Origin of the sequence: Dyella sp. BiH032, assembly GCF_031954525.1 — a bacterium.
Lineage (GTDB): Bacteria > Pseudomonadota > Gammaproteobacteria > Xanthomonadales > Rhodanobacteraceae > Dyella_D.
In genome coordinates this window covers 2079181-2094996 of record NZ_CP134867.1, presented here as the reverse complement: position 1 = coordinate 2094996, position 15816 = coordinate 2079181, and the positions used below count along the sequence as shown (strand labels likewise).

The 15816-nt window shown below is 66.1% G+C and carries 14 protein-coding genes and 2 tRNA genes; 8 read left to right on the top strand and 8 right to left on the bottom strand.

The genetic code is table 11. The features are described from left to right. Positions 1 to 48: 48 nt before the first annotated feature. The 3 genes from tig to RKE25_RS09205 all read right to left on the bottom strand — a co-directional run bounded on the left by tig (position 49) and on the right by RKE25_RS09205 (position 3723). Positions 49 to 1341, bottom strand: coding sequence for a trigger factor (gene tig, locus RKE25_RS09215; protein WP_311841935.1), 1293 nt, complete (start codon positions 1339 to 1341; stop codon positions 49 to 51). A gap of 83 nt (positions 1342 to 1424) precedes the next feature. Beyond that, a tRNA-Leu gene (locus tag RKE25_RS09210) sits at positions 1425 to 1510 on the bottom strand. 260 nt (positions 1511 to 1770) lie between these two features. Then, positions 1771 to 3723 carry an SUMF1/EgtB/PvdO family nonheme iron enzyme gene (locus RKE25_RS09205; protein WP_311841934.1) on the bottom strand — a complete coding sequence of 651 codons (1953 nt, stop codon included), beginning with the start codon at positions 3721 to 3723 and terminating at the stop codon, positions 1771 to 1773. Positions 3724 to 3831: 108 nt separating this feature from the next. Between RKE25_RS09205 and rnd the strand changes: the two genes are divergently transcribed. From rnd to RKE25_RS09190, 3 genes are all read left to right on the top strand, one after another. Next, positions 3832 to 4947 carry a ribonuclease D gene (gene rnd / locus RKE25_RS09200; RefSeq protein ID WP_311841933.1) on the top strand — a complete coding sequence of 372 codons (1116 nt, stop codon included), beginning with the start codon at positions 3832 to 3834 and terminating at the stop codon, positions 4945 to 4947. A 61-nt stretch (positions 4948 to 5008) separates the two neighbouring features. Then, positions 5009 to 5084: transfer RNA gene (locus RKE25_RS09195), tRNA-Ala, on the top strand. Between the two features lie 366 nt (positions 5085 to 5450). Further along, complete coding sequence (locus RKE25_RS09190) at positions 5451 to 7187, top strand: serine hydrolase domain-containing protein (RefSeq protein WP_311841932.1); 1737 nt, start codon at positions 5451 to 5453, stop codon at positions 7185 to 7187. A gap of 16 nt (positions 7188 to 7203) precedes the next feature. On the opposite strand, the gene RKE25_RS09185 is transcribed toward RKE25_RS09190, so the two are convergent. From RKE25_RS09185 to RKE25_RS09165, 5 genes are all read right to left on the bottom strand, one after another. Beyond that, on the bottom strand, positions 7204 to 8130 hold the full coding sequence (locus RKE25_RS09185; RefSeq protein ID WP_311841931.1) for a hypothetical protein: 927 nt from the start codon (positions 8128 to 8130) through the stop codon (positions 7204 to 7206). A gap of 228 nt (positions 8131 to 8358) precedes the next feature. Continuing rightward, positions 8359 to 8616 (bottom strand): hypothetical protein, encoded by a 258-nt coding sequence (locus RKE25_RS09180; protein ID WP_311841930.1) that lies wholly within the window; start codon positions 8614 to 8616, stop codon positions 8359 to 8361. A gap of 15 nt (positions 8617 to 8631) precedes the next feature. Then, positions 8632 to 9222 (bottom strand): DUF899 family protein, encoded by a 591-nt coding sequence (locus RKE25_RS09175; protein ID WP_311841929.1) that lies wholly within the window; start codon positions 9220 to 9222, stop codon positions 8632 to 8634. A gap of 18 nt (positions 9223 to 9240) precedes the next feature. Further along, a complete protein-coding gene (locus RKE25_RS09170) occupies positions 9241 to 9945 on the bottom strand; it encodes a thioredoxin family protein (RefSeq protein ID WP_311841928.1) in 705 nt (234 codons plus the stop codon). A 58-nt stretch (positions 9946 to 10003) separates the two neighbouring features. Continuing rightward, the gene (locus RKE25_RS09165; RefSeq protein ID WP_311841927.1) at positions 10004 to 10450 is read right to left on the bottom strand and encodes a metalloregulator ArsR/SmtB family transcription factor; all 447 of its coding nucleotides are present in this window, start codon (positions 10448 to 10450) and stop codon (positions 10004 to 10006) included. A 193-nt stretch (positions 10451 to 10643) separates the two neighbouring features. Here RKE25_RS09165 and RKE25_RS09160 point away from each other — a divergent pair, with 193 nt between their 5' ends. The 5 genes from RKE25_RS09160 to RKE25_RS09140 all read left to right on the top strand — a co-directional run bounded on the left by RKE25_RS09160 (position 10644) and on the right by RKE25_RS09140 (position 15736). Continuing rightward, positions 10644 to 11126: a RidA family protein gene (locus RKE25_RS09160; RefSeq protein ID WP_311841926.1), complete on the top strand. Its 483-nt coding sequence runs from the start codon at positions 10644 to 10646 to the stop codon at positions 11124 to 11126. Positions 11127 to 11394: 268 nt separating this feature from the next. Beyond that, positions 11395 to 13626, top strand: coding sequence for a TonB-dependent siderophore receptor (locus RKE25_RS09155; protein ID WP_311841925.1), 2232 nt, complete (start codon positions 11395 to 11397; stop codon positions 13624 to 13626). A gap of 3 nt (positions 13627 to 13629) precedes the next feature. Then, positions 13630 to 13890 carry a hypothetical protein gene (locus RKE25_RS09150; RefSeq protein ID WP_311841924.1) on the top strand — a complete coding sequence of 87 codons (261 nt, stop codon included), beginning with the start codon at positions 13630 to 13632 and terminating at the stop codon, positions 13888 to 13890. Then, a complete protein-coding gene (locus RKE25_RS09145; protein WP_311841923.1) occupies positions 13887 to 14147 on the top strand; it encodes a hypothetical protein in 261 nt (86 codons plus the stop codon). Before RKE25_RS09150 ends, RKE25_RS09145 begins: the two co-directional genes overlap by 4 nt. Positions 14148 to 14152: 5 nt before the next feature. After that, a complete protein-coding gene (locus tag RKE25_RS09140) occupies positions 14153 to 15736 on the top strand; it encodes a PepSY-associated TM helix domain-containing protein (protein WP_311841922.1) in 1584 nt (527 codons plus the stop codon). The last annotated feature ends 80 nt before the right edge of the window (positions 15737 to 15816 follow it).

Here is a 15816-nt window from a genome sequence, read left to right as displayed (position 1 = left end):
ATCCCCATCTGGGGCGTGGGGTCGAGCGGGTGTCGAAGGAAACCCGCCTCAGGCGCTGACCGGGCGCATGACCTCGTCGAAGCTCAGGTTCTCGTCCGTGGTATTGGCGTGATCCGCCACCCACAGCGCCACCTGATCTTCCATCACGCGGTTCTGCAGCCCGGACATCAATTGGGGGTCGGAGTTGTACAGTTCAATGACCTTCTCCGGCTCCTCGTAGGTCGACGCGATCGCGGCCAATTGTTCGGCCAGACGGGTACGGTCGAGCTTGAGCTCCTGCTTGCGGGCGATTTCGCCCATCAGCAGGCCGGCGATCACACGCTTGCGCGCCATCGGAGCGGCAGCCTCGATCAGCTGCGGCGGCGGCTGCTGGCCGCGCGGCACGCTGCCGGCGGCGAGGTTGTGAGCCTCGGACTGCACCATGATGTTGGGCACGTCCAGGCTCTCGTGCGCCTCGGACAGCTTCTCGGCCACCTGGGACTTCAGGCGGGCCATCAGGGTGGCCTTGAGCTCGCGCTCCAGGTTGTTGCGCACTTCCTTGCGGAACTTCTCCAGGTCGCCGTCGACGATGCCGAACAGCTTGGCGAATTCGGCGTCCACAGTCGGGAGCTTCTGCTCCTGTACCTTCACGATCTTGAACGTGACCTTCGCGGTCTTGCCGGCGAGGTTCTCGTTGCGGAAGTCGGCCGGGAATTCCACGTCCGTTTCGAACTCTTCGTCCGCCTTGCGGCCGGTCAGGGCCTCGTCCAGGGCCTTGAACAGGGTGCCCGAGCCGAGCACGCTGCCAGCGCGCTCGAGGCCCTCGGCCGGGAAGCGGTAGTCGCCGGCGACGGCGGCGTACTCGAACATCACGAAATCGCTGTCGGCCGAGGCGCGGTCCACCTCATCGAAGCTGCGGCGCTGGGCACGCAGAGTCTCGATCATCTTCTCGATGTCGGCATCGGTCACCTCGGCCACCGGACGCTTGATGTCCAGGCCGGCGACGTCGATTTCCGGGAACTCCGGCATGATCTCGAAGGTAGCGGTGTAGGTGATCTCGCCGTTTTCCGGGTTGCCGGTGGTATCCACCGCCGGATTGGCGATGGGGCGGAGATTTTCCTTCTCCACCGCCTCACGCAGGGTCGTGCCGATCAGGTCGGAAAGCACCTCGCCGCGGACCTGCGCGCCGAAGCGCTGCTGGATCACCGCCGTCGGTACCTTGCCCGGGCGGAAGCCCTTCAGACGCACCGTGCGGCCCATCTCGGCGATGCGCGCGCTGACCTGCGATTCGAAGCGCTCTGCCGGAAACTTCACCGTGAGCTTGCGCTCGAGCTTGCCAACGTTTTCAACCGAAACCTGCATGACGTCTCCTGAATACCCGAAAGTGCGCGCCGAAGGCGCCCGGCGGCCTCGCCGCCCGCAAAAAGCCTTTTCGATAAGGGAGATGGTGCGAAAGGTGGGACTCGAACCCACACGGGGGTTACCCGCCAGAACCTAAATCTGGTGCGTCTACCAGTTTCGCCACTTTCGCATCGAACCAACCTAGAAAAGGCCCTAACCTGCGGATAGATGGGGAAATTCATACAGGCCGACGACCTGCCTCACCCCCCGACCGTACCCGGGCCCCTCGCCCTAAGTCGATGATTCCCTTACACGAAAGCGGGCCATTTTACGGTTGCGTGCAGCGGCAAGACAAGCGAATCCGGCCAGACGCAAGCATGCGTATAAAGATGTCGCCCGCTCAAGGGTTTGCGCGCCGGCAGCCGGACAGGTCCATGCCGCCCGCCGGTCTCAGAGCTCCCGGAGAACCCGGAAACCGACGCGACCGCTGCGTACGCTCCCCTCAGCCCCCTGCCGATAGGCCGAGCGCACCTGGTCTGGCGAGCTGCCCCAGGAGCCGCCCCGCACCACCCGCGTCGAGCACCCCGGATTCACCCAGGCGCTGCCGTCGGTGGGCGCACGCACATAGCTCTCGTGCCAGCAGTCCAGTACCCATTCCGAGACGTTGCCGTCGATATCGAACAAGCCGTAGGGGTTGGCCTCGAAACTCATCACCGGCGCCGGGCCCCAGTAGCCGTCGCGGTACTTCTCGAACGCGTTGCTCCAGCGCCGCCCGCTCTGTGAACGATCGCCCGCGCCTGTGAGGTTCTCCACCTTGCGCGTGGGCGCGCCGTCGCCCCACCAGTACCGGGTAGTCGTTCCGCCACGCAACGCGTATTCGAACTCTGCCTCGCTCGGCAGCCGGTAACGCTTGCCGGTGCGCTGACTGAGCCAATCGGCGTACGCCTTCGCGTCGTTCCAGGAAATATTGACCACCGGCAAGCGGTCGTCGCCGGTCGCACGCCCCGCGTAGTCGCTCTGCCAGGTGGCATCGGGGTCGTCGCGCAGCGCGCCGCTGCGTTCGTCGTACACGCTGGCGCCGCCTAGCTTCACCGATTCCGGCTGGTAGCCGCTGGCCCGGACGAATTCGCGGAACTGGCCGATGGTGATCTCCGAGCGCGCCAACGCGAAGCCTTTGCCGATCGTCACCTCGTGCTGAGGACTCTCGGTGTTGCCGCGCCCCTCTTCGGAGTCCGGCGCCCCCATCACGAAACTGCCCGTGGGAACGACGACCATCGCCGGCGTCTGTCCAGGCAGATCCACGTAGCGATCGGTGAACACCTGCCCCGGCTTGTAGCTGGCGTACAGGCGCGCATTCGTCATGCGTTCCTGGAAATCGTTGAGTCCGGCCAGGTCCGGCGCCAGCTCCTTGGCCTGCCCCGCCAGCTGCTGGGCCAGCGCGGGATTGCCCGCATCCAGCGCGGAACGTGCCTGCGCCAGCAAGCTGGTCGCGCGCTGATGGCGGATGCCGTCGACACGCCCCTGCACATCTTGCAATGCCGGCGACCCGGGCAGAATCGTCGCCGCCTCGGTCAGCGCATCGCCCGCACCCTTGAAATCGTTGGTCGCCACCGCGGCCAGCGCCCGGTCCAGCACCGCGCGCTGCACCTGGACGATGCCTTGCGCGGCCATCGCATTCTCGGCGTCCAGCTGCTGCACCTGCCGATACAGCTCCAGCGCGTTGCCGCCCTTGGGCTGATCCACCTTGCCCTGCTGCAGCAGCGTGGCCGCCTGCGCCAGCATCGGGCGCACCTGCGCCAGTGTCTTGAGCTTGTCCTCGATCTGCGCCACGTCGTCCTTGCTGTCGGGAACATTCTTGAGCGCGTCCAGCAGATCCTTGGCCGACTCCTCGTCGCCGACCAGGATGTCCTGCCCGATCTCCGCCACCAGGCGCGCACGTACTTCATAAAGTCCCTGCGCGGCACGCCGGCTGTCCGGCTTGAGCTTGAGCGCCTCGGCGAACAGCGCCGCGGCGCCGTCCTTGTCGCCTGCCAACTGGCCGTTGCGCAGCGCCTTCGCTGCCTTGTCCAGCAAGGCCTCGACTTCCGGCGTATCGGCGCTCTTCTGCTCGGGCAGGTCCTGGTCCTTCTTGCCCATGCGCGCGACGATCACTTCGGTGGGCGCCAGCGTCAGCGGCGGGCCGGCATCCAACTCCGCCTGCGCCGTAGACGCGGCCGACGCGCGGCCCGTGCCCAGCGGCGCCGCCACCGGCCCCAGGTTCATCGCACGCTGCGTCTGCGTCCGCGCGGGGTCCACATGGAAAACGCGCGGAAAGAAGTGATACACCAGCGCCATCCCGAGCACGACCACGCCAAGCGCTCCGCCCAGGGCGCGTTGGCGTCGTACGGTTTCCTTGCTCGGCATGGTGGGCGTCCTTGGGGCGGCCTGCTAAGGTGCGCCGCTAACCATAGGCACAAACTCCTGACAGGACAATGAGCGATGCATGTCCGTCAGGCTGCTAAGGAAGCATCGATGCAACTCCCCCTCACCCCGCCGGCGGAATGGATCACCAGCCGCGACGCGCTCGAGCAATGGCTCACCGCGCTGCCCGCCGACGCCGCGCTCGATCTCGATACCGAGTTCATGCGCCGCAATACCTTCTATCCGCAACTGGCGCTGCTCCAGCTGGGCTGGAACAAGCGCTATGCGCTCGTCGATCCGCTCGCCTTCGATATCGGCGACGCGCTTCGTCCGCTGCTCGGCCATGGCCAGTTGCTTACCGTCATGCACAGCGGCAGCGAGGACCTGGAAGCGCTTGCTCCGCTGCTGCCCGGCGGTCCGGCCAAGCTTTTCGACACGCAGATCGCCGCCGCCTTCGTCGGCATGGGACTGGGCATCAGCTACCGCGCCCTGGTCGCCGAACTGGTCGGCGCAGAACTCGACAAAGGCGAAACCCGCTCCGACTGGATGCAGCGTCCGCTCACCGATTCGCAACGCGCCTACGCCACCCTCGACGTGGTCTATCTGGAACCCGTTCGCGAGCAGTTGGCCGAACGCCTCGACCAGCGCGGCCGCGCCGCCTGGCACATGGAGGACTGCGAGCGCCTCAAGCGCCGCGCCTGCGTCCGCGAAGGCGACTCGCAACCGCAGGAAAATTTCCGCAGCGCTTCCGACTGGCATCCCGCCCAGCAGGCGCGCCTGCGCCGGGTTCTCCTGTGGCGCGACGCCACCGCGCGCGAGCAGGACCGTCCCCGCCCCTGGCTGCTGGAGGACGCGCAGGCCATGAACCTGGCCCAGCTCCCGCCGCAAAGCATGTCGGAGCTCGACAGCCGCACCCGCGGCCAGCGCGCCCTGCGCGCGCCACAGCGCACCGAGCTGTTCCATCTTCTGCAGCAGCCCATCACCGACGACGATCTCGCCGCCACCGCCCCGATCCCGGGCACCCCGCAGGGCGAAGCAAAGAAGGCCCTGGCCGCCATGAAGGACGTGGTGGACGCCACCGCCCTGGAGCTGGATCTGCCCGCCGGTCTGCTTTGCCCTCGCAAGGTGTTGGAAAACTATGTCGTCACCCGCCGATGGCCGGACTTCCTGGAAGGCTGGCGTCGCGACTTCCTCCACGAGCGCCTCGCCGGCCGCCTGCCGGACTGAGCGAAACGCCCAGGGGGCTTGGCGGACGCCCAACCCCGCTGCTAGTATTTGCGGCTCGCGTGGGGCGGTAGCTCAGCTGGGAGAGCGTCGCGTTCGCAATGCGAAGGTCGGGAGTTCGATCCTCCTCCGCTCCACCAATCCGATCCAGACAAACAGCGCCTCGCATCCTTGGATGTCGGCGCTGTTTTGTTTTGTGCGTATCGATGGCCAAGTGCGCTTCGCTGCCGGCGTGACCATACTCTTTCGGAACCGCCCCGCACCATCGCTGTCCGACACGCAGTCACGGAACTGGGCCCATCAGTCGCTACGCATTCACCACACGGAGACACCTCCAGTGACGTGAAGACCGTACCCATACCTGCATCGCCCACCGCCAAGACAGATGGATTCAGACGCGGCGAAGCGATACCAGTTTCTCGTTCAGGGCCTGACTTCCAGCCCATACCCAGCCTTACCGCACGATGCTAGGTTCCGGCGCCAACCTGCCTCACAGGGGACCGATCGTGCGCACGACTCGTTCGCTCTTGCTGGCCTCGGCCATCGCTGTCGCGTTGGCTACATCCATCGGCGAAAGCCGCGCGCAGGAAGCCGGCGCGACGCTTTCAGCCCGCCACGCGAAGATCGATGCGATCTTCGCGCCCTGGAAAGGCACCGCCACTCCCGGCTGCGCGGTGGGCGTCTCGCGCAACGGCACGCTCGATTATGCGCAGGGCTACGGCATGTCGAACCTCGAGTATGGCGTGCCGATCACACCGCAGTCCGTCTTCCACGTCGCCTCCATCTCCAAGCAGTTCACGGCATTCTCGATCGCCCTGCTCGTACAGGAGGGCAAGCTGTCGCTGCGCGACGACGTGCGCGAATACGTGCCCGAACTGCCGGACCTTGGCAAAACCATCACCATCGAACACCTGATGCACCACACCAACGGCCTGCGTGAGCAAGGTCAGTTGCTCAACATGGCAGGCTGGCGCAACGACGACCTCTATACGCAGGGCGACGTGCTATGGGCACTGTCGCGACAGCGGTCGCTGAACTTCGATCCCGGCAGCGAAGTGGTGTATGGCAACGCCGCCTACACGCTCCTGGCCGTCATCGTGCAGCGCGTTTCCGGCCAGTCGCTGCGAGACTTCGCAGACGCACGCATCTTCAAGCCGCTCGGCATGGACCAGACCCGCTTCCTGGACGACTATGCGGAAATCGTGCCCGGCCGCGCTTCCGCCTACAGTCCGCGCAATGGTGGCGGCTGGGTGACGAACGTTCCCCACATTACCCATTACGGATCCACCAGCCTCAATACGACGGTCGGCGATCTGTTGAAGTGGGAACAGAACCTGGTCGATGCGCGCGTCGGCGGCGAGAAAGCAATGGCGATGCTGCAGACGGCCGGTCGATTGAACGATGGCACCAGCACCGGCTACGGCGGCGGGCTGCGCATCGGCGAATACCAGGGTCTGCGGTTGATCAGCCACGACGGCGCCGACAACGGCTTCCGGTCCGATGCCGTGCTCTTTCCCGACCATCGGGTCGCAGTGGTTGCCCTGTGCAACGGTTCCACCATCGCGCCGGCCGATCTCACGCGCAAGGTCGCGGCGGTCTACCTGGGCGATCGCATGAAGGACACCACCCCGCCCGCGATTTCGCTCCCGCCCGCGTCCATCGCACCATGGGCGGGCACGTACTGGAGCCCGCAGACGGACGAGATCGTCCGGCTGGACTTTAAGGATGGCCAGCTTCGCCAGATCGGCGCCACTACGGCCCTGCTGCCCATCGGCAATGGGGTGTTCCGACCGGCGGACGCCGCGCAGGCAACGCACGAGTGGCGCTTCACATCAGCCGGTGGAGGCTCGCCACGCTTGCGCATCCGCGACTTCTGGCCGACGACGCGCGAGTTCGTCCGCATCGACGAACCCATGCCTTCGCCGGCGGTGCTGGCTACCTTCGCCGGCACATATCGCAGCACGGAGCTGGACACGACTTACGCCGTGCGCGTCAAGGACGGCAAGCTCGCCGTCCGCTGGCCTCGCCGCGACGAAGTGAACCTGGACGCCATGGGCGGCGACCGCTTCATCGGCTCGCTCGGTACGGTGACATTCACCCGAGCGGCATCCGGCCAGATCGACGGATTGACCATCAGCAACCGCCGGTTGCGGCGGCTTCGCGCGGACCGGATTGAAACACCCGCACAAGCGGTATCGCTCGCTGGGCAGGCGGCCAGTTCGGACGACCTGGCCAGCCGGTGAAAGCACGGCCAGGTTTTCAGAGCCAGGGAGCACTGCTGCCGAAGCCCGATTTGCACACGACGGGCGGCTCTTTCAGCAGCGGCCCGTCGGCGAAGTACCGGCGATAGATCGCTTCCGCTTCGGCAAGGCCTTCGGTCATCCGTTCCGCCGAGAGCATCGGCTCGCGCGTCTGCATATTGAGCAGCGTGTATTCCACCTGGATCGACCTTTCCGCCCGTTGGGCGAGAGCCGGCTCCGCACCCTTCTGGAGCACGCGTTTCATCACGTACACCTCGTAAAGATCGTCGTGCGTGATGGCAGAGAGCAACTCGAAGGTGTCGACAGGTCTACCGCGCGCCAGCAAAACCACCACACGCCAGTCGCCGCGGCTCATCGCCTCGGCGATGAGCCGCGGCGCATCCTGCCGATAGCCATCGAGATCCTCGCGGGAGTAGCGGATGTCACCGTCGTCGAAACTCCCCTGGAGGTAGCACAGCTGCGCCTCTGTATTCCCCGCGCGTGCCGCGGCGCGCGCGGCTTCGAAATAGCGGCGAGAGGTCTTGGCGTCGCCCGCGCAACCGGCGAACGGTTCATTGAGGCCAGCCCGCTCCACATCCATTCTCATCGCCCTGGATCGACATGCTTCCGCAGCCTCGGTTGTCGCCCCATCCTTGAACGCAGCCTGGCAGGATTCGTCCATGCGCCGGCTGGCCTGCATGCGGAACTGCAGGTGATAGCAGTACCTCGCGTGCCCGAAGGCGGCCGTCAATCCGCCCGCATCCGGTTCTACCGGAGACGACGAACGGAAACCGGATTGAACCGCCGCATCCAGCCCCGATAGCGCCGGCAGGTCGGCAAAGGATGGCGACGCCGGCTTGGCCGGCGCGGTCGGTCCGCCGTCCACACGAACGGCGTGCTTCGGTGCAACCGCCGGCCCGCACGCGGCCAACAGCATGGCCAGCATTAGTGGCGCCCCTGGGAAGCCCCCATAAGCCTTGAGCACATGAACTCCCTTCGCATGCGCGTCGCACGATGTCATCCGGACCTCTCTCTATCGAACGCCCTGTAGCTGAGCGAACGTCCATACGCCATGGCGTGACAGGCAAAAGCGCTGGCTATTCGAGGAGACCGCAGCATGGCGTTCACGCCCTCGGGCGGTGCCATCCTCTCATGAGTTGCAGCAGCCCGGTGCTCAGCGGGCGCCGTGCTTCGCTTCGGGGGCCGCCGCCGCTTCGTGCTGCGCGCAGGCTTCGTGATCTCCGTGCAGCCGCGCGTGCCACGGCATCGGCATGGCGAGCGGCGGCATCTCCGCCGCCGGCGCCACGCTGTGGATGCCATCGTTACCGGTGCGGCGCTTGCTCACCGAGCGCCACACCACCGTCGCCATGCCGCCGGCCGAACCCATGCCGCCGGCGATGAGCCAGGCGGTACCGATGCACAGAGGACACATGATCCATCCTCCGCGTCAGTCGCCAGAACAGCAGGTTGGCTTGGTGATCACACCTGGCCATGCCCCGACGCCGCCGGGAAGCATGTCGAAGAAATGCCATAGCGGGCAGAAATCGTCACCGGGACTGAAGCCTGTGTCCGACACCCGCAGGATGGCGTCGCCCTCGCGGCGGAACACCGAGACGCCGGGTAGCCATCCACCATGGGTGGAGGTGTAGCCCATGTCCTTCGCAAAACTCGTTCCCGCGTGACTCACCATGGGGAACTTCCAACCGCGGCTTTCGGCGAACTTTTTCTGCACGGCCGGCCGGTCCGGACTGGATACCGCGAAACCTGCGCGCGTCACCACGTGCTGGTGAATGCCGTTGTAGCCGTCCGCCCATAGCGTGCAATAGGAACAGGTCACGCCCATGTTGTGCACGACGATCAGATCCTCGTGCTCGCCGAACAGATCCGAGAGGCGCACCTTGCCATCGGTGTCGGCAAGCTCGTAATCGCTCACTTCCTCCGGCTCGACCTCGGCCAGGGTGTCGCGCATCCTCTCGCGGATCCTCGCGATCTGGCGGCGATAGTCGGCCAGCTTTCCATTGACGTCCGCGTATTTCATGAAAAGTCCTCCTGCCGATCAGGCGCCGTAGGCGGTGCGGTGCTTCACCCATTCCATCGGATAGGCCAGCCCGTCCTCGTTGCGCCCCAGCGGTGCGGCATCGAGATAGTGGTAAGCAGTGTTGAAGATATCCACGCCGCGCGCATAGGTGGAATACGTGTGATAGACGTTGCCATCATCGTCCTTGAAGAAAGCACTGATGCCAGGGCGATCCGTGCCGCGCACCTTTTCGGTGCCGTAGTTGTAATAGGCCTCATCCCGCGCCAGCGCTTCCGGCGAGAACGATACGTTGTAGTCGTAGTTGAAATCGTCGAGCGACGACACCCACGGGAAGCTCCAGCCGAAATCGCCCGCCTGTTTCCGCAGCTTCGCCAACGACGCCCGCGAGATCGCCGCGAAGGCGACGCCGTGCTGCGCCAGGTGCGGCACGATACCGTTGAAATTGTCGGCCCAGAATGCGCAGCTCTTGCAGCTGATATCCCATTCCGGGGCATACATCAGGTGGTAGACCATCAGCTGGTTGCGATCGCCGAACAGATCGGCCAGCGTCACCCTGCCTTGCTCGCTTTCGAACGCATAGGTCTTCTCGACGCGCTCCCACGGCAGCTCGAGGCGCTGCCGGCTGAGCTCGTCGCGCAGGCGGGTGAATTCCTTCTCCTTGACCAGAAAACGCTTGCGGGCCTGGAGCCATTCTTCGTGACTGACGACGCGATGCTGAGCCATGACACTTCCTCGGGATAAGGGGAGTTGGGCTTGCACTACCGGCGCGCAGCAGCGCGCCTCACTTCCTGCCAGACGGACGCTTCTTCGCGGCTTTGCGCGCGGGCTTCTTCGGCGCGGCGGCGCGGCGCTCGTCGATGTCCGCCAGGGTGACGGCGAGCAGGTCGAACTGCTGCTGCCAGTACTTGCTGTAGCGGTTCATCCATACCGCTGCCTCCAGCATGGGGCCGGCATCGAGGCTGCAGCGGCTGATCCTTCCGGTGCGTTCCTGCTGGATCAGCCCCGTCCGCACCAGCACCTGGATGTGCCGCGATACCGCCTGCAAGGAAATATCGAATGCCGCGGCGATCTCCGAGACGAGCAGCGCCTGGCCATCCAGGCGCTCCAGGATGTTCCGGCGAACCGGATCGGAGAGCGCGAAGAAGACTTGGCTGAGGCGCTCCTGGGCCAGCTCGGGGGGCTGCCCCGCTTCGTCGACGAGATGCAGGAGTTGCTGGAAATTCGTCATGGCGCATTAATATCAACCAATCGGTTTATTGTCAACAAATATGTTGATGATTGGCACAAGCGGACGCCGGACCACCCTCACTGTGTCTTGTGCTTCGCGCCCGATACCGAGCCAATTGGCATCGCGGTTCCGTGCCACGCATTGGCTATGATCCGGCCACGCCATGCCCTGGAGCGTGGCCCTGGAGTGTGTCGTGTCACGACGCTTCGCCTGCTGCCTGGCTCTGCTCGCCTTGTCCACCGCTGGTTGCGCCGCGGCCGATGAGGCTGCTTCCGCCAACGGCTTCCGCTATCTCAATCCGTCCAATCTGTCCAAGCCGACCGGCTACACCCACGTCGTGGAGGTGCCCAGCGGCGCGCGCACGCTGTACCTCTCAGGGCAGATCGCGCTCGACGCCCAGGGCAGACTGGTCGGCGCCGGTGACTTCGGCCGGCAGGCGGAGCAGGTGTTCGCCAACATCGATGCCGCGCTGAAAGCGGCGGGCGCCAGCTTCGCGAACGTGGTGAGAATAGACAGGTACGTCACGGATATGTCGCAGCTCACGGCATTGCGGGCGGCGCGCGACAAATACATCGATACGAAGCACCCGCCAGCCAGCACCCTCGTCGAAGTGAGCCGCCTCGCCCGCGAAGGGCTGCTGCTGGAAGTGGAGGCCACGGCCGTCGTGCCGCGCTGACGACGGCGGCCCATCCGCTCGCTCCCCTCTCCGTTCTTTTAGTCCGCCGATATCTGCCGCCAGGCTCCCGGCCGAGCGGCTCGCGTTTGCGCCCACCATCGGCAAACAGACACCGGCTTGCACCAGGCTTGCGAAAAGGCTTGTCGGCCGTAGATAAGAATTATTATCATTTACCAACAACAGCAAGCCACGTCGCTTCACCGACCCAGCCGCTCCTTCTTTCACCCGCCGGCGCCTCCCCGAGGACGCCGCCTACAAGGACGCCATCGTGGTCGGCAACATCCCCTCGCATTCCGTGCTTCGTCGCCCTGCTTTCTCCCTGCGCCACGGCCCGCTGGCGCTCGCCTGCCTGCTGGCGTTCGCCGCGCCGGCCTTCGCCGCCGATCCGCCGGCCGCGCCCGCAGCCACTGGCAACGGCGACGGCGAGCTGCCGCGCCAGCCCAAGGATCCGCGCCAGGTCACAAATCTGGAAGGCATCAGCACGACCGCCAACGTCGGCGGCGACAGCACCGACGGCTACACCCTGCCCGCCGCCACCGGCGCGACACGCCTGCCCCTGTCGCTGCGCGAGACGCCGCAATCGGTGAGCGTGGTCACCCGCGAGCAGATGGACGATTTCGGGATGAACAACATCAACGACGTGCTCGGCCGCACCACCGGCATCAACGTCGAGAAGATCGAGACCGATCGCACGTACTACGGCGCGCGCGGCTTCGACATCACCAACTTCCTTACCGATGGACTGGGCATGCCGTTCGCCAACGGCGGACAGGAAGGCGACATCGATACCGCCATCTACGACCACATCGAAGTGCTGCGCGGCGCCAATGGCCTGTTGTCGTTCACCGGCAATCCATCGGCCACGATCAACTTCGTGCGCAAGCGTCCGACCGCCGATCTGCAGGGCAGCGTGGGCGCCACCGTAGGAAGCTGGAACAACCGCCGCCTCGATGCCGACCTTTCCGGCCCATTGAATGCCTCCCGCAGCGTGCGCGGCCGGCTGGTGCTGGCCGACCAGCAGACCGACAGCTATCTGGACCGCTATTCGATGCATAAGAAGATCGCGGCCGGCATGCTGGAAGCGGACCTCGCGCCGGGCACCCTGCTCTCGGCCGGCATCACCTGGCAGAAGAATTCGCCGGACAGCCCGATGTGGGGCGCACTGCCGCTGTACAACACCGACGGCACGCCGACGCACTACGCCCGCTCCACCAGCACCGCCGCGGACTGGGCGCGCTGGGACCTGGCCAACACCCAGTCCTACCTGACGCTGTCGCACGATTTCGGCAACGGCTGGAGCGTGAAAGGCGCGCTCAACTACCGGCGCATCGCCAACGACAGCGAGCTCTTCTACGTGTACGGCACGCCGGACGCGGCGACCGGCCTGGGGCTCTTCAGCTATCCGTCCGCCTACGGCAGCACCGAGAAGCAGTATTACGCCGACGTCTATGCAAGCGGCCCCTTTACCCTCGGCGGGCGCGAGCACGAACTCGTGCTCGGCGTGAACGCGGGCAAGAGCGACGTCGACCAGCTCTCCGGTTATTCCAACGACATCGGCACGCCGCTGCCGCCGCTGGAAGGCTGGGACGGCCGTTATCCGAAACCGGCATTCGACGCGTACTACCAGGGCGCCGAGTTCAATGTCCGCCGCCGCAGCGCCTATGCCACCGCGCGCTGGAACATCGCCGATGCGTTCAAGCTGATCACCGGCGCCAGCCTCACGCATATCCGCAGCACCGGCGAGAACTACGGCGTGGCGCATGCCTACGAGAAGACCAAGACCACGCCTTTCGTCGGCGCGGTGTACGACCTGAGCGCCCATTACTCCGTGTACGCCAGCTACGCCAAGCTGTTCAACCCGCAGACCGAAGTGGACATCGACAACCGCGTGCTGGACCCGGTCACCGGCGACAACCTGGAAGCCGGCGTCAAGGGCGCATGGATGGACGATCGCCTGAACGCCTCGTTCGCGGTGTTCCGCTCGCGCCAGAACAACTACGCCGAGTCGGTGGGCATCAACCCCGCCACCGGCCAGAGCTACTATCGCGGCATCAATGCCACCTCCACCGGTTACGAATTCGACCTGTCCGGCAGCCTCACGCCGAACTGGGAAGCGAGCGCCGGCTTCACGCAACTGGGCATCGAGGACGACCAGGACCGCAACGTGCGCACCTACGTGCCTCGGCGCGTGCTGCGCGTGACCACGACCTACCGCTTGCCCTGGCTGCCGGGCCTGAAAGTCGGCGGTTCGCTGCGCTGGCAGGACCGGATCGTGCGCGACCAGCTGGCGCTGGACACGCAGGGCCGCGAGATCTTCACCCGCCAGGGCAGCTACGCCTTACTGGGAGCGATGGCGCGTTACGACTTCGATCCTTCGTGGAGCGCCACGCTCAACGTGGACAACCTCACCAATCGCAAATACATCGCCAGCCTGTATTGGGCGCAGGGGTACTACGGCGCGCCGACGAACTGGCAGTTGAATGTGACGTACCGGTTCTGATCCATGCTGCCCGCCGCCCTCCTGCTTTGTTTCGCCAGCACGCTGCTGCTCTACCTCGCCAGCCCCCGGCAGCGCCTGCGCGCGACGCCGCTGCCGCCGTGGGTGCGCGCGGCAGCGTGGCTCGTTGCCGCCGGCGGGGTGGCGGCCTGGGTCGCGCTGCTCGGCCCGGGCGCAGGCGGCTTCGCGGCGCTCACCGCGCTGATGCTGGGCTGGGTCGCCCTGCCCTATCTCGCCTGGTACGCGGCGCCGGAGGAGCGGCGATGATCGCGCGCTGCCTCGCCGGCACAGTCCTGGGCTTCCCGCTGTCCGCGATGCTGCTGGCGCTGTGCCTGTTCTGGCTGCCGGGACACGGCCAGGACTGGCTCATTCCCGTGCTGCTGCTGTTCTTTCCCCTCTGGGTAGGCGTCATGGCGGGCAGCTACATGTTCCGCAGCGGCACGCGCGCCTGGGCGGTGCTGGCCGCGGCCAACGCCGCCGTGTTCGCCCTGCTATGGCTGTCGCGCCACTTGGCCGGCACCTGAGGCCGATGATGAAATCCTCGACCATCCGCACCTTCCAGACTGTGCACACGTGGACCGGCCTGCTCGCCGGTTTCGCGCTGTTCGTGGCGTTCTTCGCCGGCGCACTCACCGTGTTCCACCACGACATCGCCACGTGGCAGAACCCGCCATGGCGCAGCCAGCCCGCGCGCGACATGCCCGTGCAGACCATGATCGACCGGCTGCTGCAGGCGCATCCCAAGGCCGGCGCCTACTTCGGCATCGTGCTGTCGCCGCCGGGCAGCGCCCAGGGGCCGTACGCCTATTGGAACGACGGCGAAGAACACTTCGCCACGCCCGACAGGCTCGAACAGGCCACCGCTGACGAAGACGCCCCCACCCGCAGCCATCTGGCCGACTTCGTCTATGCACTGCACGATTCGCTGGGCATCCCGGTGGTCGGCCTGTACCTGATGGGCATCGTCAGCGTGATCTACGGCCTGGCGCTGGTGTCCGGCCTGCTCATCCACCTGCCGCAACTGCTGGGCGATCTATTCGCGCTGCGCCCGGGCCGCAACCTCAAGCGGCTGTGGCAGGACGCGCACAACGCGATCGGCGTGCTCAGCCTGCCGTTCCACATCGTCTTTGCCGTGACCGGTGCGCTGATGTGCCTGTTCGTGCCCTTGTTCGCCTCGCTCAACCTGGTTGCGTTCGACGGCAAGCTCAACGAAGCCTTCGCCAAGGCGATCGCCACCGCACCCACCGTGGAAGCCGCCGGCCGTGCCGCGCCGACGCTGCCGGCCGACGTGCTGATCGCGCGCGCCAAGGCGGCGGCCCTCGCCACCGGCGTCAGCACGTTCGAACCGGACTACATCCATTTCACCCATTACGGCGACGCCAACGCGCTGGTGCAGGTGCGCGGCGTGTCCGAGCGCACGCTGGGCACGTACGGCACCATCGCGTTGCACGGCGTAACCGGCGAAGTGCTGGAAGAACACGTTGGCGCCACGCATACGACCAACGGCCTGGTGAACTCGTCCATCTACGCGCTGCACTTCGGCAACTTCGGCGGGCGCGCGGTGCAATGGCTGTACTTCCTGCTGGGCCTGGCCGGCGCGTTCCTGTTCTATTCGGGCAATCTGCTGTGGATCGAATCGCGCCGCAAGCGGCGCCACGCCGAACAGCCCGGCAAGACATGGGTGATGGCGCGCGCGACGGTCGGCATCTGCATCGGCACTTGCCTGGGCATCGCTGCCGCCTTCGCCGCCACGGCGGCCGCAGACATGCTCGGCACCGATCCGGCCGTGCCGATGCGCGCGGCCTGCTACGGCAGCGTGGCATTCGCTGTGGCCTATGCCTGCCTGCGGCCCGTCGCACGCGCGGCAGTGGAACTGCTCGCAATCACCGCCATCGCCTATGTCGCGGTGGCGCTGCTCGACCTCGCTCGCAATGCCGCGACATGGAGCCAGCCATGGACGCCGGCGTCGACCGCCGTGCTTGGGGTGGACATCGCCGGCATCGCGCTGGGCATCGGCTTCGCATGGCTGGCGCGGGCGAGCTGGCGGCGCGCGACGCATGGCGACGTCTTCAGCGTGTGGACGCATGCGCGCCAGGTCCGCGCGGAAGCCTGACCTCGCGAATGACGCGCATATCGCAAAACGTCGAGCCGCATCACGGTTTCACATCAGTTCGACGCGCATAGGCTGCACTG